The 17,906-nt window shown below is 72.1% G+C and carries 17 protein-coding genes and 2 pseudogenes; 6 read left to right on the forward strand and 13 right to left on the reverse strand.

Annotation, left to right across the window (positions count from 1 at the left end; all coding sequences use genetic code 11):
- Positions 1-34: 34 nt before the first annotated feature.
- Entirely contained in the window at positions 35-1,480 is a 1,446-nt protein-coding gene (pdxR, locus tag AOK17_RS03805) for a MocR-like pyridoxine biosynthesis transcription factor PdxR (protein WP_055610837.1), read from the reverse strand.
- A gap of 47 nt (positions 1,481-1,527) precedes the next feature.
- Between pdxR and AOK17_RS03810 the strand changes: the two are divergent.
- A pseudogene (locus AOK17_RS03810) lies at positions 1,528-2,316 on the forward strand (EamA family transporter); the annotation flags it as partial.
- Between the two features lie 96 nt (positions 2,317-2,412).
- Here AOK17_RS03810 and AOK17_RS47985 read toward each other — a convergent pair.
- Complete coding sequence (locus tag AOK17_RS47985; RefSeq protein WP_079052777.1) at positions 2,413-3,243, reverse strand: alpha/beta fold hydrolase; 831 nt, start codon at positions 3,241-3,243, stop codon at positions 2,413-2,415.
- A gap of 214 nt (positions 3,244-3,457) precedes the next feature.
- On the opposite strand from AOK17_RS47985, the gene AOK17_RS03820 reads away from it, so the two are divergent.
- Both AOK17_RS03820 and AOK17_RS03825 read left to right on the forward strand, forming a co-directional pair.
- Positions 3,458-4,342, forward strand: a complete 885-nt coding sequence (locus tag AOK17_RS03820) for an RNA polymerase sigma-70 factor (protein WP_055610840.1) — start codon at positions 3,458-3,460, stop codon at positions 4,340-4,342.
- 243 nt (positions 4,343-4,585) lie between these two features.
- Positions 4,586-5,347, forward strand: a complete 762-nt coding sequence (locus tag AOK17_RS03825; protein ID WP_055610841.1) for a GntR family transcriptional regulator — start codon at positions 4,586-4,588, stop codon at positions 5,345-5,347.
- A gap of 76 nt (positions 5,348-5,423) precedes the next feature.
- Here the strand turns inward: AOK17_RS03825 and AOK17_RS03830 are convergent, their stop codons facing one another.
- The 3 genes from AOK17_RS03830 to AOK17_RS03840 form a co-directional block, all read right to left on the reverse strand.
- The gene (locus AOK17_RS03830) at positions 5,424-6,581 is read right to left on the reverse strand and encodes an ROK family transcriptional regulator (RefSeq protein ID WP_055610842.1); all 1,158 of its coding nucleotides are present in this window, start codon (positions 6,579-6,581) and stop codon (positions 5,424-5,426) included.
- Between the two features lie 102 nt (positions 6,582-6,683).
- Positions 6,684-7,346, reverse strand: coding sequence for a response regulator transcription factor (locus tag AOK17_RS03835; RefSeq protein ID WP_055610843.1), 663 nt, complete (start codon positions 7,344-7,346; stop codon positions 6,684-6,686).
- Positions 7,347-7,360: 14 nt separating this feature from the next.
- Positions 7,361-8,515: a sensor histidine kinase gene (locus AOK17_RS03840; protein ID WP_055610844.1), complete on the reverse strand. Its 1,155-nt coding sequence runs from the start codon at positions 8,513-8,515 to the stop codon at positions 7,361-7,363.
- A 108-nt stretch (positions 8,516-8,623) separates the two neighbouring features.
- Here AOK17_RS03840 and AOK17_RS03845 point away from each other — a divergent pair, with 108 nt between their 5' ends.
- The 3 genes from AOK17_RS03845 (at position 8,624) to AOK17_RS03855 (ending at position 10,796) form a co-directional block, all read left to right on the forward strand.
- Positions 8,624-9,556, forward strand: coding sequence for an ABC transporter ATP-binding protein (locus AOK17_RS03845; protein WP_055610845.1), 933 nt, complete (start codon positions 8,624-8,626; stop codon positions 9,554-9,556).
- A gap of 2 nt (positions 9,557-9,558) precedes the next feature.
- On the forward strand, positions 9,559-10,284 hold the full coding sequence (locus tag AOK17_RS03850) for an ABC transporter permease (RefSeq protein ID WP_055610846.1): 726 nt from the start codon (positions 9,559-9,561) through the stop codon (positions 10,282-10,284).
- 65 nt (positions 10,285-10,349) lie between these two features.
- On the forward strand, positions 10,350-10,796 hold the full coding sequence (locus AOK17_RS03855; protein WP_055610860.1) for a hypothetical protein: 447 nt from the start codon (positions 10,350-10,352) through the stop codon (positions 10,794-10,796).
- Between the two features lie 31 nt (positions 10,797-10,827).
- On the opposite strand, the gene mug is transcribed toward AOK17_RS03855, so the two are convergent.
- The 8 genes and pseudogenes from mug to AOK17_RS03895 form a co-directional block, all read right to left on the reverse strand.
- Positions 10,828-11,373, reverse strand: a complete 546-nt coding sequence (gene mug / locus AOK17_RS03860) for a G/U mismatch-specific DNA glycosylase (protein WP_079052778.1) — start codon at positions 11,371-11,373, stop codon at positions 10,828-10,830.
- Entirely contained in the window at positions 11,370-12,809 is a 1,440-nt protein-coding gene (gene purB / locus AOK17_RS03865) for an adenylosuccinate lyase (protein WP_055610848.1), read from the reverse strand. Before purB ends, mug begins: the two co-directional genes overlap by 4 nt.
- 161 nt (positions 12,810-12,970) lie before the next feature.
- Entirely contained in the window at positions 12,971-13,312 is a 342-nt protein-coding gene (locus AOK17_RS03870) for a DUF4326 domain-containing protein (protein WP_055610849.1), read from the reverse strand.
- 186 nt (positions 13,313-13,498) lie between these two features.
- A complete protein-coding gene (locus AOK17_RS03875; protein ID WP_055610850.1) occupies positions 13,499-14,281 on the reverse strand; it encodes an SGNH/GDSL hydrolase family protein in 783 nt (260 codons plus the stop codon).
- Between the two features lie 130 nt (positions 14,282-14,411).
- Complete coding sequence (locus AOK17_RS03880; protein ID WP_055610851.1) at positions 14,412-15,434, reverse strand: hemolysin family protein; 1,023 nt, start codon at positions 15,432-15,434, stop codon at positions 14,412-14,414.
- Positions 15,431-16,795 carry a hemolysin family protein gene (locus tag AOK17_RS03885; protein WP_055610852.1) on the reverse strand — a complete coding sequence of 455 codons (1,365 nt, stop codon included), beginning with the start codon at positions 16,793-16,795 and terminating at the stop codon, positions 15,431-15,433. Before AOK17_RS03885 ends, AOK17_RS03880 begins: the two co-directional genes overlap by 4 nt.
- A 191-nt stretch (positions 16,796-16,986) precedes the next feature.
- Positions 16,987-17,412 carry a GNAT family N-acetyltransferase gene (locus tag AOK17_RS03890; RefSeq protein ID WP_055610853.1) on the reverse strand — a complete coding sequence of 142 codons (426 nt, stop codon included), beginning with the start codon at positions 17,410-17,412 and terminating at the stop codon, positions 16,987-16,989.
- An 84-nt stretch (positions 17,413-17,496) separates the two neighbouring features.
- Positions 17,497-17,906 (reverse strand): annotated as a pseudogene (locus tag AOK17_RS03895) (hypothetical protein); the annotation flags it as partial.

Here is a 17,906-nt window from a genome sequence, read left to right on the forward strand (position 1 = left end):
TGCCGTCGGCCGAGCGCGCCGTTCCCCGCGCCCCTTATGGGGCGGACTTCACCGCCGTCGCCATCAAGTGCACGCCCTCTCGGATGCGGGTCGGGGAGACGTGGGCGTAGCCGAGTACGAGGCGTACGACGTCGTCCTTCGTCGGAGCGCGGGTGTAGTCCGTGAGGGGGCGGACGGCGATGTCGGCCGTGGTCATGGCCTCCAGGAAGTGGTCCTGCGGTCCGTAGCGGTCGGGCAACGTGGCGATGACATGGAGGCCGGCGGCGATGCCGGAGATCTCCGCGCCGGGGAAGTGGTCCTCCAGGGCCGCGACGAGCGTGTCGCGGCGCTCCTTGTACGCACGCTGGCAGCGGCGGAGTTGGCGGTCGTAGTCGCCGCGCTCCACGAAGCGGGCGAGCAGGGCCTGATCGACGACGGGATTGCCGAGGTCCATCGTGCGCTTGCGCTCGACGACCTCCTCGGCCAGCGCCGCCGGCACCAGCAGCCAGCCGAGCCGCAGCCCGGGCGCCAGGGACTTGCTGACCGACCCCGTGTACGCGACGTGCTCCGGATCGAGTCCCTGAAGGGCGCCCACGGGCGCTCGGTCGTACCGGAAGTCCCCGTCGTAGTCGTCCTCCACGACGAGCCCGTCCATGTCGCGTGCCCAGTCGAGGAGTTCGGTGCGGCGCCGCGCGGAGTACGCGATCCCCGACGGGAACTGGTGCGCCGGCGTCGTCACCACCGCCCGCACTCCTGACGCCCGGAGCGGCCCGGTGGCCAGCCCTTCGTCGTCCAGGGGCAGCGGTACGGTGCCGATGCCCGCCGACGCGTACAGGGTGCCGTGCTCCGGGCTCGCGGGATCCTCCACACCGACGGTTCGCACCCCGCGCGCGTGGAGTACGAATCCGAGCAGCGTCATCGCCTGCGCCACGCCGGAGACGACCATCACCCGTTCCGGATCCGCGACCACGCCCCGGCGACGGGCCAGCAGCTCCGCGAGAGCCGTACGCAGCCGGGGCAGCCCGCGCGGGTCCGGGTATCCCAGTGTGTGGTGCGGCAGTTCGGCGAGCACTCCGCGCTGCGCGGCCGACCAGGCGGCGCGCGGGAACAGCGACAGGTCGGGGGTTCCGGGCAGGAAGTCGGCCCGGGCACCGGGCGAGCGGGGAGCGAGGTCCCGCGCGCGGGGGAGAGCGGCGCGGACGGCCCCGCCGACCCACGTCCCGGCACCCCGGTCGCTGCGCAGATAGCCCTCCGCGGTCAACTGCTCGTAGGCCTCGGTGACCAGGCCCCGGGACACCCCGAGATCGGCGGCGAGTTCGCGGCTGGACGGCAGCCGGGTGCCGGAAGCCAGCCGCCCCGAACGGACCGCCTCGCGCAGCGCGGCCTGCAGCGAACGGCCACGCGCGCGTGCCGGTGCCGAAGCGGCAGGCAGGAGCAGCTCCCACGCGGCGGCCCACTCCGCCGCTCCGGGCGTATCCGGATTGGTCCCCGATGACGTCATGGAAGTGGACCTTAAACCGGGCCGCCGCCCTTCATAGCGTCACGGGCATGAACGCCACCACCACCCGCGGGGCCCTGCTCGCCGCCCTCGCCTGCGTCCTCGTCGGAGGCTCCTTCACCGCCAACAGCGTCCTGGGCCACTACCCGTACGCGGGCGGCCAGTTCCTCCGCTACGGCCTCGCCTGTCTGCTGCTCCTGCCGCTGGTCGGACGGGGCGGCGCGGCACCCCTGCGCACTTTGACCGCGTCCCAGTGGACACGGCTCGCGCTGCTCGCGGCCGTCGGCATGGTCGGGTTCAACCTCGCCGTGATCGCGGCCGAACGCTCCGCGGAACCCGCGGTACCGGGTGTCTTCGTAGGCTGCGCCCCGGTCGTCGTGGCCGTTCTCGTACCTCTACTGGAGGGCCGCCGGCCCCAACGGATCGTCCTGTACGGGGCGTTGCTCGTGGCCTGCGGGGCCTTCGCCGTCCAGGGGTGGGGACGCGCCGACGGAGCCGGAATCGCCTTCTCCTTGTGCGCGCTCGTCGGAGAGGTCGGCTTCGCGGTGCTCGCCGTGCCCGTGCTGCGACCGCTCGGGCCACGGCTGCTGTCCGCCACCGTGTGCGGAGTCGCGGCCGTCGAGTCGGCGGTGGCCGGGGTGATCGTCGACGGCCGCGCCTGGCTGCGGACACCCGACACCACCGAGACCGCCGCACTGCTGTGGCAGGCGGCGATCGTCACGGTCATCGGCTTCGTCTGCTGGTACATGGGCATGCAGCGCATCGGCGCGGAGCGCGCCACGCTCTTCTCCGGGCTCATCCCCGTCGCGGCGGCCTGCACGGCCCCGCTCGTCGGAACGGGCTCCTACGGGCCGCCCCAGGCCGTCGGCAGCGCCCTGGTCGGTGCCGGAGTCGCCCTGGGATCAGGCGCGTTGAGCCGTTGGACGCGAGGCGGGTCAGCGGCTGCCGTCCAGGACGACCCGGGCGACCAGCGCCGGATCGTCGTTCATCGGGACGTGCCCACAGCCGGGCAGCCGCACCAGCCGGGCCCGCGGAATGATCTGCTTGGCCCGGATCCCCTGGCGGCGCACCAGAATCCGGTCCCGGGTGCCCCACGCGACGGTGACGGGAAGCCCGGGGACGTCGTCGGAGAACTGCACCGAGCCGCCGGCCCTGAGCGTCTCGGCGAATCCCTGGGCATTGGCCAGCGCGAGGGTCTCGGCGACGACCGCCTCGGGTGAACGGCGGCCCGGGCGCGCGTAGATGCTGCTCGTCAGCACGGTGCGGCCCGCCGCCGACCGGGACAGGCGCTCGACCATCGGCAACGGCATGCTCCGCGCGGCAGCCCGCATCGCCTGCAGCAGACCGAACGCGTACCGCCGCTCGACGGGGGACCAGAACCCGGCGGGCGACAGCGCCGTGACGGACCGTACGAGCTTCTCGCGGCCCAGCTCAAGCGCGAGCAGCCCGCCCAGGGAGTTGCCCGCCACATGGGGCCGGTCGAGGTCCAGTGCCTCGCACAGCCCGCTGAGCGCGGCGTTCATCGTCGGCAGGTCGTGGGCGAGTCCGTCCGGCAGCGCGGGTGATTCGCCGAAGCCGGGCAGGTCCACCGCGATCACGTCGCGCTCGGCCGCCAGGATGTCGACGACCGGGTCCCAGGCCTGCCGGTGGTGGCCAATCCCGTGCAGCAGGAGGAGCGGTTCGCCGCTGCCCACGCGCGCGTACGCGAGGGTCACGGTCCGCGGGCCATGCGGAGAGGGGACGCTGAAGGAGACCGTGGCGGACATGGAGCTGCTCCTCGTCTGATGACCGGCTGACTCCTAGACAGCTTGTCAGCAATTGCTACCCGCGGGTAGCCCCCGGATGCCGCCAACCTCCGGGATGCACGGCCCTCGACGTCTTCCGCGCACCTCCCGACCGGTCCCGTATGCGGGCCGCCGTGTGCGGGACCACGCGTTATTCGCCTGGACACGACCCGACACGTCGGGTTGGGATGGTGCCGTGGCTACCGACACCGTGACCGAGGTCTTCGAAGAACACCGGCCCGTCCTGACGGGCGTCGCCTACCGCATGCTCGGCCGGGTGGCCGACGCCGAGGACGTGGTCCAGGAGGCATGGCTGCGCTGGTCCGGCGCCGACCGCTCCGACGTACGCGAACCGCGCGGATACCTGGTGCGCGTCACGACACGGCTCGCCATCGACCGGCTGCGGCTCGCCCAGACCCGCAAGGAGGCCTACGTAGGGCCCTGGTTGCCCGAGCCGTACGTCACCGACTTCGGGGCCACCGTCCCCGACACGGCGGAGCGGGCGGTGCTCGCCGACTCCGTCTCCCTGGCCGTTCTCGTCGTCCTGGAGTCCCTGTCGCCCCTGGAACGCGCGGTGTTCGTGCTCCGGGAGGCCTTCGGCTATCCGTACGCGGACATCGCGGTCACGCTCGACCGCAGCGAGTCCGCCGTCCGGCAGCTCGCCGGGCGGGCCCGTCGGCATGTCGAGGAGAAGCGACCGCGCTACGAGGTGGACCCCGCCGAACAGCGCGATCTCACGGAACGGTTTCTCGCCGCCGCGACGGAGGGTGATATCGACGGGTTGATGTCTCTGCTGGCACCCGACGTACGCCTGGTGGGCGACAGTGGTGGCCGCGCCCAGGCACCGCTGCGCGTCCTGGAGTCGGCCGACAAGGTGGGCCGCTTCATCGCCGGAATCTCGCAGAAGGGCGTTGCGGACGCATCGTTCCGCTTCCTGGAGGTCAACGGCGGACCGGCGCTCCTCGTGCTCTCCGGCGACAAGCCCGACAGCGTCCTCCAACTGGACGTCGTGAACGGCCGGATCCAGTGCGTCTACATCATCCGCAACCCTGAGAAGCTGCTGTCGCTCGCCGTCGACTGACACGCACCGCCCGGCCCGAGCCCCCGTCCACCAGACGGGGGCTTTGTCTTTGTGTCACGAATACGGCGCATCGCGAACGCCGCATGAACGCTCTGTGCAAACACACCTGTGCGAGCTGTAACGGATCGAGGATTGGTCTTGACCAAGGGTTGGGGCCGCCATATGGTCGCAGGGATAGTGCAGGAACCTTTAATAAACAAGGGCGTTAAAAGCCGCCGGGACACGGCGATTGCGGAGGACACGGTGGGGACCACGCAGTTGGATACGGTGCCGGAGCCCAAGTACTGGCATCTCAAGACCGTGCTCAGCGAAGCACTGGACTCCGAGTTCTCGGTGGGCGAGATCCTGCCCAACGAGCGTGATCTCGCAGCCCGGTTCGGCGTCGCGAGGGCCACGCTCCGCCAGGCCCTGGAGCAGCTCGAACTGGAAGGCCGGCTCCAGCGCCGCCGCGGAGTCGGCACGACCGTGGCACCGCCGCGCATGGGCGTGGCCGTCGGATCCGAGCAGCACACCTGGCCCGGCGCGGTCGGCGACGCCTGGCAGCTTGCGGACTGCACGCTGGCGGTCCCGCCCTCGGCGGTGGCCAAGGCCCTGGAGACCGACCCCGACGAGCAGGTGCACATCGTGCGCCGCTCCCGGGTGACGCACGGTCAGCCCGTCGCCGCCGAACTGCTCTACATCCCGGCCGCCTCGGTGCCCGACCTCTCCGGCATCGACGCACCCTCGGGAGCCGCACGCGCGCGTGCCGTGCTGCGCGAGCTCCAGCACCTCGGCCTGGAGGGCCAGAACCGCTCCGTGGAACTGGGCTCGGCCCGCGCGGACGACGCCAAGGAACTCGACCGGCTCCCCGGCGCGCCCGTCCTCGTCGTCACGACCCGCTTCGTCGCCGAGGGAGGCACGGCAGCGGTCTCCGTCGCCACCTACCGTGCCGACACCTGCCGGCTGACGTTCGGCGACTCGGGCGGCGTCGAGATCCACCACGACCCGGAGCGCCGCGCCTCCTGACGACCCTTCACCCGTACGCGTCGCGCCCCGGGACTCCGGGCCGCGACGCGTTCCGGTTTCCGCGCAGGGCCGTCGTTCAGCGGCGTGCCGTCACGGTGCCCTCCACCGCGAAGAGCTGCTCCTCCACATGGTCGAGCGCCAGCCGCAGCGCGCCCGTCGCCACCGCGGCCTCGCCCAGGAGCGACAGCGTCACCCGGGGCGGACGCAGACAGTAGCGGGCCAGCTCCTTGCGCAGCGGCTCCAGTACGCCGTCGATGCCCGCCGCCCAGCCGCCGATCACCACGAGCTCGGGATCGAGCGCCAGGACGAGCGCGGCCACGTCGTGGACCAGACGCTGGATGAAGCGGTCGACGGCCGCCAGGGCCCGTTCGTCGCCCTCACGCGCGTGGGTGAACACTTCCGCGACGGCCTGCTCGTCCAGGGGATGCAGCGGCTCGTCCGTCGTGGACAGCAGCGTCTCCGGAGTGACCTCGCGGCCCAGCAGGTGGAGCGCGCCGATCTCGCCGGCCGCGCCCCCGAAGCCGCGGTGCAGCCGCCCGCCGATGAGGGATCCGGCGCCCGGGCTCAGTCCGGCCAGCACGAACACCATGTCGTCGGACTCGGTGGCCGCGCCCTTCCAGTGCTCCGCGACCGCCGCCGCGTTGGCGTCGTTCTCGACCAGCACCGGGCACTTGAAGGAACGGCGCAGCCGCTCGCCCAGCGGAAGCCCCGTCCACTCCGGCAGCGCGGTACCGAGGCGTACGGTGCCGTCGGCCTCCACTATCCCGGGCGAGGCCACGCCCACGGCACGCAGGGACCCCCGCGCGACCCCCGCGCGGCGCAGCAGCTCCGCGACGGCCGTACGCAGCCGTTCGAGCCGTTCGTCCGCCGACGCGGTCTCGCACACGTCCTTGGCGAGCGAGCCGAGGATCCGGCCGTCCAGGTCCGAGAGGAGCGCGGCCACGCGGTGCGGGCCGATCTCCAGGCCCAGCAGATGGCCAGCCTCCGCCCGGAAGCGGAACCGGCGCGCGGGACGGCCCTGGCGCCGGGCAGCACCCTCCTCGGCCGCAGTCTCGACGACGAGCCCGCCCTCTATGAGCCCCTCCACGACACCCTCGACCGTGGGCCGGGACAGCCCGGTCACCCGGGTGATCTCGGTGAGCGTCGCGAACTCCGTGGCGCGCAGCGCGTGCAGCACCACCGCGGAGTTGATCCTCCGAAGCAGAGAGGGATCCCCGCCGGTCAACCGCCCCAACGTCCGTCCTCCCAGCTAGTGCGCGTGTTGGTTGGGCGGATCGTACTCGGCGCGACGGCCTCCGGCGAGTGCCGGGGACCCCCTCCTTGCCAGGGGCCCGGTTCAGCCGGGCGCCACGAACCCCGACTCGTACGCCGCGATCACCGCCTGCGTACGGTCCCGCGCCCCCAGCTTCGCCAGTACGGAGCTGACGTGGGACTTCACCGTCTCGGTACCCACGATCAGCCGCGTGGCGATCTCCGCGTTCGACAGACCCCGGGTCATCAGCCGGAGAACCTCCGCCTCGCGGTCGGTCAGGGCCGCCCGGTCCAGCGCGGCCCGGGCCGCGGGATTCCCGCCACCGACGCCGTACTCGGCGGCCAACTGCCGTACCGAAGCCGGGAACAGCAGCGACTCGCCCTCGGCGACCAGCCGCACCGCGTTCACGATCTCGGCCGGCCGCGCCCGCTTGAGCAGGAAACCGTCGGCACCCGCGCGCAGCGCCTCGTACACGTACTCGTCGTTCTCGAAGGTCGTCACCACGAGGATCTTCGGCGGGTTGTCGACCGTCCGCAGCACCGCGCGCGTGGCCTCGATGCCGTCCAGGAGCGGCATACGGACGTCCATCGCGACGACATCGGGTCGCAACTGCCGGACCAGCGGGATCACCGCCGCCCCGTCGGCCGCCTCCCCGACGACCTCGATGTCGGGCTGCGCCTCCAGAACGGCGCGCAGACCCGCGCGTACGAGGGGTTCGTCGTCGACAAGCAGAACGGTGACCGGCACCCGGCCAGCGTAGGTCAGCGCAGCGGCAGCTCGGCGTGCACCTGCCAGTCACCCTCGTCCGGACCGGTCCGCGCGCTGCCGCCCAGCAGCGCGGCCCGCTCCCGTATGCCCCGCAATCCGCTGCCCCGGCCGGGCCCCGTTATGTCCACCGTCAGCGGATTGCGCACCTCCAGGGAGAGCGCCCCGCCGTCGACGGCGATACGGACCCGGACGGGCACGGAACCCGCGTGCCGCAGCACATTGGTCAGCGACTCCTGGAGGATGCGGTAGCCCTCGCGCGAGACCGGGCCGGGCACCGTCTCCACGGGGCCCGTCACCTCGGCGTCCACCTTCGCCCCCGAGGCGCGCGCCGACTCCAGGAGGCGGTCGGCCTCCACCAGCGTCGGCCGACTGCTCGCGGGACGCTCCGACTCCCGCAGCACGCCGAGCACCCGCTCCAGATCCTCCAGCGCGGCCCGGCCCGTGTCCTCGATCGCGACCAGGGCCCGGTCGGTGAATCCGGGATCGCCCGCGGCCCGCGCGGCACCCGCCTGCACCACGGCCACCGTCAGCGCGTGCCCGATCGAGTCGTGCAGCTCGCGGGCGATGCGCGTGCGCTCCAGGAGGCGTTCGGTGCGCTCTTCCAGGGCGGCGACCCGCTCGGCCGGCGACGGCCCGAGGAGGCGGCGCGCGACAGCCGTGATCAGCTCGCCGACACCGACCACCAAGGCGTACATCACGACGAGGGGGAGCGGCGCCAGGAGACCGTACGCCCAGTGCGGCTGCGAGATGGTCAGGAGCGGGTTGTCCGTCACCGCATGCCCGAGCGCGGCCGCGGTCAGGTCGTACGTCAACATCGGACCCCAGATGGTGGCGAACCCGGCCACCGTTCCCAGCGCCATCCGTGCTTCCAGCCACAGCACCGTGCGCGAGCGGTCCCGCCAGGTCGCCGACGGCTGCACGGAGATCCCCGAGTCCTTCTCGCCCGGCGTCAGCAGCAGTTGTGCCTGGACCCCTTCCCCCAGACGCACGGCCGGGATCAGACCGAGCGGAATCAGTGGAAGCGCGACACCCCACGGCTGGGACGGGAAGATGTACATCCACACGCTGACGAGCAGCACCGGCGTCCACAGGTGCAGCAGACGGGTGTACGTCGTCCCGCGGGTCAGCGGGCGCAGCAGGCGGGCCATTCCGTCATCGTGCCAGCCACCACTGACAACGAGCCTCCCCCGAGCGAGGGAGACGCTCTCCCCGGGCGGGGGAGGCCCAAGACCCCTCCCGGCAGCCAGCCTTGGGGCATGACCAGCATCGACGTCCAAGACCTCACCAAGGAGTACGGCGCCACGCGGGCCGTGGACCGGCTGACCTTCAGCGTCGTGCCGGGCCGCGTCACCGGATTCCTCGGTCCCAACGGCGCCGGGAAGTCCACCACCATGCGGCTCGTGCTCGGCCTGGACCGGCCCACGTCCGGCACCGCCACTCTGGGCGGCCGGGCGTACGCGACGCTCGACGAGCCGCTGCGGCACGTCGGCGCCCTGCTCGACGCGCAGGCCGCGCACGGATCGCGCACCGCACGGGACCATCTGCGCGTGCTCGCCGCGAGCAACCGCCTTCCCGAACGCCGCGTGGACGAGGTCCTGGAGGAGGCGGGACTCGCCTCGGTCGCCCGCCGCCGCGTCAGGACGTACTCCCTGGGCATGCGCCAGCGGCTGGGCATCGCCGCCGCGCTCCTCGGTGACCCGCCGGTGGTGCTGCTCGACGAGCCGTCGAACGGGCTCGACCCCGAAGGCATCATCTGGATCCGGGAGCTGATGCGCCGGCTGGCCCGGGAGGGACGCACCGTGCTCGTGTCCAGCCACCTGATGAACGAGACCGCGTCGTTCGCCGACCACCTCGTCGTCCTGGGGCGTGGCCGCCTCCTCGCCGACACTCCGATGCAGGAGTTCATCCACGCGCGCGTGGATCCCCGCGTACGCGTCCGTACCACGGACGGCGCGGCACTCCGGGACCTGCTCGCCCGGCACGGGTACGACGCCGTGGAAGGGGAGGGGGAACGGTGGATCGTGAGCCACGCGCGCGTGGACGACATCGGCCGCCTCACCTCCGGAGCGGGCCTTCCCATCCTCGAACTCGCGGCGCAGGAGGGCACGCTGGAGCAGGCCTACCTGGATCTGACGGCCACGGAGGCAGAGTTCGCCGCCCAGTCCCCGACTCAGCCGCAGGAGGCCTGACCGTGCCGTTCGCACCCGTACTCCACTCGGAGTGGCTCAAGATCCGCACCCTGCGGTCGCTCGTCGCGGGACTGGGCGCCCTCGTCCTCGTCACCGCCGCGTTCTCCGCACTCGCCGGCCTCGACAACTCCGCGGACGCGGACTTCGACCCCTTGTTCTCGGCGTTCTTCGGCGTCAGCTTCGGGCAGATCGCCGCGATCACGTTCGGCGCGCAGGCCGTCTCGGCCGAGTTCCAGGGAGGCGCCCTGCGGGTCTCGCTGTCCGCCGTACCCCACCGCGGACGGTGGTTCGCGGCGAAGGCGACGGCCATCGGCGTGCCCGTCCTGGCCGTCGGCCTCCTCACCGGATGCGTGAGCCTGGCCGTGGGCAAGGCCGTCCTCGGCGAGCGGGCAAGCGGGATGAGCTGGGGCGAGGGGCTGCGGGGAGTCGTGGGCTGCGGGATCTACCTGGCGCTGATGGCCCTCTTCGCGGCCGGGCTGGCCATGCTGCTGCGCAGCGGCGTCGCCACGCTGAGCATCCTCATCCCCTTCCTCCTGATCGTCTCCTTCGTGGTCGGGGACGTGTCGGGGAGCGCCGCCGACTTCCTGCCCGACAAGGCGGGGCAGGTGGCACTGCACGAGACATGGGGCGGCGCGCTCGGGCCGTGGACCGGGCTCGCGGTGACGGCGGTGTGGGCGGGGGCCGCACTCCTGGCCGGAGCCTGGAGCGTTCGCCGACGGGACGCGTGAACCCGAGGGCCCGTTGTCACCTGACGGGCCGCCAAGTGTCAGTGGTGACCGCTTTACTGGACTTCATGACCACTGAGCGACACCTCGCCACGATCGACGAGCTGTGCGTCCGCGACTTCCCCGCGGCGCACGGCTGGTCGGACATCGGCGCGGGGGGACCCGGCTACCACCTGGTGGTGCTGGAGACGACGCACGGCTTGGGGACTGGTGACCAGGGGGAGCGGACGGAGATCACGGACCAGTTCACCGCCTACAGGGAGGGCGTCGCAGAGCGGCTGAACCAGCGTTGGGGAGAGGCGTACCCCACGAGCCTGGACGGTGTCTTCCTGCGCTCCGAGGACCCGGACGAGCAGATACCGAAGCCGTGGGCCTACCTCAGCGCCTACGTGAGATACGTGGACCTGTGGGAGGCCGACGGCACCGGACGCTGGGTCGCCGTCGGGGTCTCGGAGCCGAGGGAGGGGCTGGAGGTCCAACTCTTCGCGCTGGTCACGGAGTTGGCCCCGCCGTGACGGGTCCCCGAGTCGGCCCTGCCGAGGCCCGTCACGCCTGCGAGGCCTCCCGCAACCGGCCGAACTCCTCCGCCATCGTCGCCGCCGTCCAGTGCGCGTTCAGACCACTGGGGTTGGGCAGCACCCACACACGGGTCGAACCGAACGTCCGCTCCTGAGGCCCGATCTTGGCCTTGCGGTCGTCGAAGGCCGCCCGGTAGGCGGTCACGCCCACCACGGCGAGCCACCGGGGCCGCAGCCGCTCCACCCTGGCGGCGAGCAGCCGCCCGCCCTCCCGGTACTCGTCCGCGCTCAGCTCGTCCGCCCGGGCCGACGCCCGCGCCACCACATTGGTGATGCCGAGCCCGTACGAGAGCAACTCGCCCTGCTCCGACGGCTTCAGCAGCCGGGGCGTGAAGCCGGACAGATGCAGGACCGGCCAGAAGCGGTTGCCGGGGCGGGCGAAATGGTGGCCCGTCGCAGCCGTCATGAGGCCGGGGTTGATGCCGCAGAACAGCACCTGGAGACCGTCCGCGACGACGTCCGGCACGAGCCGGTCGCGGGCGGCCTCCAGTTCGGCGGGGGTGAACCGCGTCAGAGGATCGCCCCCGGCGTGTAGCCCGCGGCCTCCGGGTGCTGCTTCACGATCTCCTCGATCCGGGCCACGACGGCGGCGACCTGGTCGGCCGCGGCGCCCGTGAAGGACAGCTTGTCGGCCATCAGCGCGTCGAGCCCGGCCCGGTCCAGCGGGATGCGCTCGTCCGCGGCGAGCTTGTCGAGCAGCTCGTTGCGCTCGGCGCCCTGCTCACGCATGGCGAGGGCGGAGGCGACGGCGTTCTCCTTGATGGCCTCGTGCGCGACCTCACGGCCGACACCCGCGCGCACCGCGCCCATCAGCACCTTGGTCGTCGCGAGGAAGGGCAGGTAGCGGTCCAGCTCACGCGCGACGACGGCCGGGAACGCGCCGAACTCGTCGAGCACGGTCAGGAACGTCTCCAGCAGACCGTCGAGCGCGAAGAACGCGTCCGGAAGCGCGACCCGGCGCACCACCGAGCAGGACACATCGCCCTCGTTCCACTGGTCGCCCGCCAGCTCGCCCGTCATCGAGGCGTAGCCGCGCAGGATCACCATCAGGCCGTTGACACGCTCGCAGGAGCGGGTGTTCATCTTGTGCGGCATCGCGGAGGAGCCGACCTGGCCGGGCTTGAAGCCCTCGGTGACCAGCTCGTGCCCCGCCATCAGCCGGATCGTCTTCGCGGTGGACGAAGGCGCCGCGGCCAGCTGCACCAGCGCCGTCACGACCTCGTAGTCGAGCGAGCGCGGATAGACCTGGCCGACGGACGTGAACGCCTGCGAGAAGCCCAGGTGCCGGGCGATCCGCTGCTCCAGGTCCGCGAGCTTGGCCGCGTCCCCGCCCAGCAGGTCGAGCATGTCCTGGGCCGTGCCCACCGGGCCCTTGATGCCGCGCAGCGGGTAGCGGGCGAGCAGCTCCTCGACCCGGCCGTACGCGACGAGCAGCTCGTCGGCGGCGGTCGCGAAACGCTTGCCGAGCGTCGTCGCCTGCGCCGCCACGTTGTGCGAGCGCCCGGCCATGACCAGCTCGCCGTACTCGCCCGCGAGCTTGCCCAGACGGGCCAGAACGGCCACCGAGCGGTCGCGCATCAGCTCCAGAGAGAGCCGGATCTGCAGCTGCTCGACGTTCTCGGTGAGGTCCCGGGACGTCATGCCCTTGTGTACGTGCTCGTGCCCGGCGAGGTCGTTGAACTCCTCGATCCGCGCCTTCACATCGTGCCGCGTGACCTTCTCGCGCTCGGCGATCGAGGCCAGGTCGACCTGGTCGAGGACCCGCTCGTAGTCGGCGAGCGCGGCCTCCGGCACCTCGATCCCGAGGTCCTTCTGGGCCCGCAGAACGGCGAGCCAGAGCTGACGCTCCAGCTTCACCTTCTGCTCGGGGGACCACAGGGTGGCGAGCTCGGCCGAGGCATAGCGGCCGGCGAGGACGTTCGGGATACGGGGCTTTGCGGGCGCAGTCACGTGTCCAGATTCTACTGGCGGTTCCTGCAGGCCAGCGCCACGGGCTCGTTTGTCGGAAGCTACGAGAGCGCGGGCGGGCGGCTGGGAGGCAGCCGGCGGTGATCCACGGATTCCTCGGTGGTGATCCTCTGGCGCTGATCCACGGATTCCGACCCGGCGGTCTACGAACCCGCGTCGGCCAGCTCCGCCAGGATGTCGCCGTGGCACAGTTCCGGCACACACCAGCAGGCCAGCGTCCTGCCGCGCAGCTCCGGCACGAGGGCGAGCAGCTCGGGGCGTTCGAGGAGGTACGTCCGGTACTTGGCCATCACCTCGGCGCGGGTGCCGTCGCGCTTCTTGGTGGCGGTGTCGTAGGCGAACGGGTTGTAGAGCGGGTGCTGGGGAAGGTCCCAGTGCCCCATGGTCCAGCGGCGGCCGACGTACACGAGGTCCGCCGGGGCGTCCTCCAGGCGGGGGCCGAAGTCGTGGATGTGGCCCTTGAGGTTGATGACGGTGGTGGTCACGGCGGACTCCGTTCCCTCGGCGGGGCTGGCGGTGCCGGCGCGGCACGCGGGGTGGCGAGCCCGATCATGCGCCGCACGGGCCGCGCACGCCACCGGCCGGCCCGTCACCACCGGTCGGCCCGCCGCCGCTGGGAGGCCCGCCACCCCCGGGCAGCTCGACACAGCGCCCCCGGCGCATGCCAGGGCCTACGCCCCCGGAGTCTCGTACGGCAGCAGGTCCGGTCGTTTCGCCGGGCGGCCGTCGCCCGATGAGCGGCCGGTGAGGCGGCGGCCGATCCACGGGATTAGGTACTGGCGGGCGAAGCGCGCGTCGGCGGTGCGGCGGGCGCCCCAGCCGGGCGGCGGGGACGGCGGTATGGGGGTGCGCCAGTCGGCGTCCTCCGCGTCGTACCCCAGCGTCTGCCAGACCGCCTCGGCGACCCGGCGGTGTCCCTCGCCCGTCAGGTGCAGCCGGTCCACGTCCCACATCCGGGGGTCGCCCAGCGACGGTGCCCCGTAGAGGTCGACCACGAGCGCGCCGTGCCGGGACGCGAGGTCGTCGACGCAGGCGAAGAGTTCCTCCATGCGCGGCCGGAACCGTGCCAGGACCGGGCCCTGGCGGCCGGGGCTGCGCATCAGGACGAGCTGTTTGCAGGCGGGGGCGAGGCGCTCGACGGCCTCCTCCAGGAGTCCGCGGACCTGCCCCATGTCGCACTTGGGCCGCAGCGTGTCGTTGAGCCCGCCCACGAGTGTGATCACGTCGGGCTGCATGGCCGCGGCGACGTCGACCTGCTCGGCGACGATCTGGCCGATGAGCTTGCCGCGTACCGCGAGGTTGGCGTACCGGAAACCGGGTGTCCGAGCGGCCATCCGGGCCGCGAGGAGGTCGGCCCAGCCGCGGTACGAGCCGTCGGGAAGGCGGTCCGACATGCCCTCGGTGAAGGAGTCGCCGATCGCGACAAGACTGGTGTAGGTGGCATTCGTCTGCATGGCGGAAGAGATGATAACCCGTGCACATACCCACCGGTCTGCCGCCCGGCGCATGCCCTCCTACGCCGCCCGGCGCATGCCCTCCTACGCCGCCCGGCGCACGCCCTCGCGCGCCGCCCGCCCCCGTCCATCACACCGGCTGCCCGAACAACTCCCTCAGCACGTCCTCCATCGTCACCAGCCCCGCCAGCCGCCCGTCCGTACCCAGCACCGCGGCCAGGTGCGTACGGCTGCGTCGCATGGCCGTCAGTACGTCGTCCAGCGGTGTGCTCTCCCTGACGCGCGCGATGGGTCGCATGTCCTGGACCCGGAACGGCAGGTCCCGCGGCATCGCGTCGAGTGCGTCCTTGACGTGGAGGTAGCCGACGATGCGACGCCCCTCGTCCACGACGGGGAAGCGGGAGAAACCGGACTCGGCGGACAGCGCCTCCAACTGCTCGGGCGTGACACCCACGCGCGCGTAGACGACGCTTTCCAGCGGGAGCACCACGTCCCGCACCGGACGGCGCCCCAGTTCCAGGGCGTCGTGCAGCCGCTCCTGCGCACGGTCGTCGATCAGCCCGGCCTCGCTGGAATCCTTGACCAGCCGGGCCAGTTCGGTGTCCGAGAACGTCGCGGACACCTCGTCCCGCACCTCGACCCTCATCAGCTTCAGCAGGCCGTTCGCGAAGGCGTTGATCGTGAAGATCACCGGCCGCAGCGCCCGCGACAGCGCGACCAGCGGCGGGCCGAGCAGCAGCGCCGTCCGCACCGGCTCGGCGAGCGCGATGTTCTTCGGCACCATCTCGCCGAGGAGCATGTGCAGATACGTGGCCAGGGAGAGCGCGATCGCGAACGAGATCACGTGCCCGGTGCCCTTCGAAAGACCCACCGCGTGGAACAGCGGCTCCAGCAGATGCGCGATCGCCGGCTCCGCGACCACACCCAGAACCAGCGTGCACAGCGTGATACCGAGCTGTGCCGCAGCCATCAGCGCGGACACGTGCTCAAGACCCCACAGCACACTGCGCGCCCGCCGGTCGCCCTCCGCGCCGCCTTCCATGGTCTGCTCGATCTGACTGCGGCGTACGGAGATCAGCGCGAACTCGGCCCCCACGAAGAAGGCGTTCACGACGAGCGTCGCCAGACCGATGAGCAGCTGCACGGCGGTCATCGCTCGCCCCCTTCACGTTCACGAGACTTCCTGGGCCGTTCGGACGGGACAGCCACGGCGTGCGGCGCGTGCATCAGCACCCGTGCGGCCCGCCGCCCCGACGCGTCCACCACGTCCAGCCGCCACCCGGCGACCTCGACCGTGTCCCCCTCGGCGGGAATGCGCCCCAGCTCGGCCGCGATCAGGCCCGCGAGGGTCTCGTACGGCCCATCCGGCGCGCGCAGACCGACCCGCGCCAGCCGGTCGATGCGTACGGAGCCGTCGGCGGAGTACAGCGTGCGGTCCTCGTCGTCCGTGCCGGCCGGGGCCAGATCGGGCGTCTCGTGGGGATCGTGCTCGTCCCGCACCTCGCCGACGACCTCCTCGACGATGTCCTCCAGGGTGGCGACCCCGGCGGTGCCGCCGTACTCGTCGATGACCACGGCCATCGTGCGCTTGCCGGACAGCCGGTCCAGGAGCCGGTCGACGGTGAGCGACTCCGGTACGAGCAGGGGCTCACGCATCAGCGTCGACACGCGCGTACGAGCGCGATGGTCGGCGGGCACGGCGACGCAGTCCTTGATGTGCGCCACACCGACGACCGAGTCGAGGTTGCCGCGGTAGACGGGGAAACGGGACAGCCCGGTCGCCCGGGTCGCGTTCGCCACGTCCTCGCAGGTCGCCTGGACGTCGAGGGCGATGACCTGGACGCGCGGCGTCATCACGTTCTCCGCGGTGAGGTCCGCGAGGTTCAGCGTGCGCACGAACAGCTCGGCGGTGTCCGGCTCCAGGGCACCCTGCTTCGCGGAGTGCCGGGCCAGCGCGACCAGTTCCTGCGGGCCGCGCGCGGAGGCCAGCTCCTCGGCGGGCTCGACACCGAAGCGGCGTACGACACGGTTGGCCGTGTTGTTGAGGTGGCTGATGAACGGCCGGAACAGCGAACTGAACCAGCGCTGCGGAGTCGCCACCCGCTTGGCCACGGCGAGCGGTGAGGAGATCGCCCAGTTCTTGGGCACCAGCTCGCCGACCACCATCAGGAAGACCGTCGACAGGGCCGTACCGAGGATCAGGGCCACGGACGAGGAAGCGGACTCCGGGACACCGGCGGCCTCCAGCGGACCCGCGATGAGCTTGGCGACGGACGGCTCGGCGAGCATGCCGACGACCAGGTTCGTGACCGTGATGCCGAGCTGGGCGCCGGAGAGCTGGAAGGTGAGGTTCCGTACGGCCTTGAGGGCGCCCGCCGCGCCGACTTCGCCGCGCTCGACGGCCCGCTCCAGCTCGCTGCGCTCGACCGTGGTCAGTGAGAACTCCGCCGCGACGAAGGCGCCGCAGGCGAGCGAGAGCAGCACCGCCACGGCCAGGAGGAGCACTTCGGTCATCGGGTCACCTCCGTCCCATGATCGGCCACGGGCGGGGGAATCGCGCGATGGCGGCACAGCGGGACGCCGTGCCGTCGGGTACCGGGAGGCTCGCCCATGGGCGGAGGCTCACACCTTTCCTAGGAGACGACTTTGCGGGGAGACGACCGGGTCCCCCACGGACGGAGGATCAGGCACGCCCCGCGCTTCGGTCAGTCGGCCAGCGGCTTGACCCAGCGTCGCCAGTGGTCCTCGCGATGGTAGCCAGTGGCGGCCCAGGTGTGGTGTGCCTGTTCGTTGGCCTCCAGGACCATGGCGTCGACGCGGCGCCCGCCCAGCGCGGCGAAGCGCTGCTCGGCCGCTTCCAGCAGAGCGCTCGCGATGCCCTGCCGACGGTGGTCCGGGTGTACGGCCAGTCGGTACGCGGAGCAGCGCCATCCGTCGAACCCGGCTATGACGGTTCCCGCCAGGGTGCCGTCGCGCTCCGCGAGGAGCAGGGCTTCGGGGTCTCGTGTGACGAGGGCGGCCACTCCGGCGTGGTCGTCACTGATGCTGGTTCCTTCCGCGGCTTCACGCCAGAAACGCAGCACGGTGTCGATGTCGGCGAGGGTGGCGCAGCGGAGGTGGAGGTCACTCATGGGGCGAGCCAAGCAGAGCGCCGACCTCTCTGGCGAACGGTTTCCGTACCGAGTGATCGACCTCATGGATCATGAATCGATGGATCATGAATGGCGGGTGTCGACGCTGGTGTCGGTGTCGGTGTCGGTGTCGGCGTGCTCGTGCCCGGGCCATGTCCCGTGCCTCAGGTTCGCTTCGGCGGCGGCCAGATAGACGGCCGTGGCGAGCCACCGGGTCGCGTACTGGTCCGGGTCGGCTCCGCTGTGGCGCCCGAAGACGTCGAGGGAGCGGCGCCCGGCCACCGCGCCGAGCGCGGTGATCAGGTCCGAGCCCGTGACCAGCCCGCTGCGGCGCAGCACGGCCGCGTGGCCGTCGTGATCGTTCCCGCGCGTGGACTCGGCGGCGATCCGGCGTCCACCCGTGACGGCCAGTTCGACCAGACGCCGGACGCGCCAGAGCGGCGAGTCGGCGGAAGGAGCGGCCCAGGAGGAGAAGCCGGGGGAGGTAGAGGGGG

The organism is Streptomyces phaeochromogenes, from assembly GCF_001418655.1.
In the GTDB taxonomy this organism is placed as follows: Bacteria; Actinomycetota; Actinomycetes; order Streptomycetales; family Streptomycetaceae; genus Streptomyces; species Streptomyces phaeochromogenes.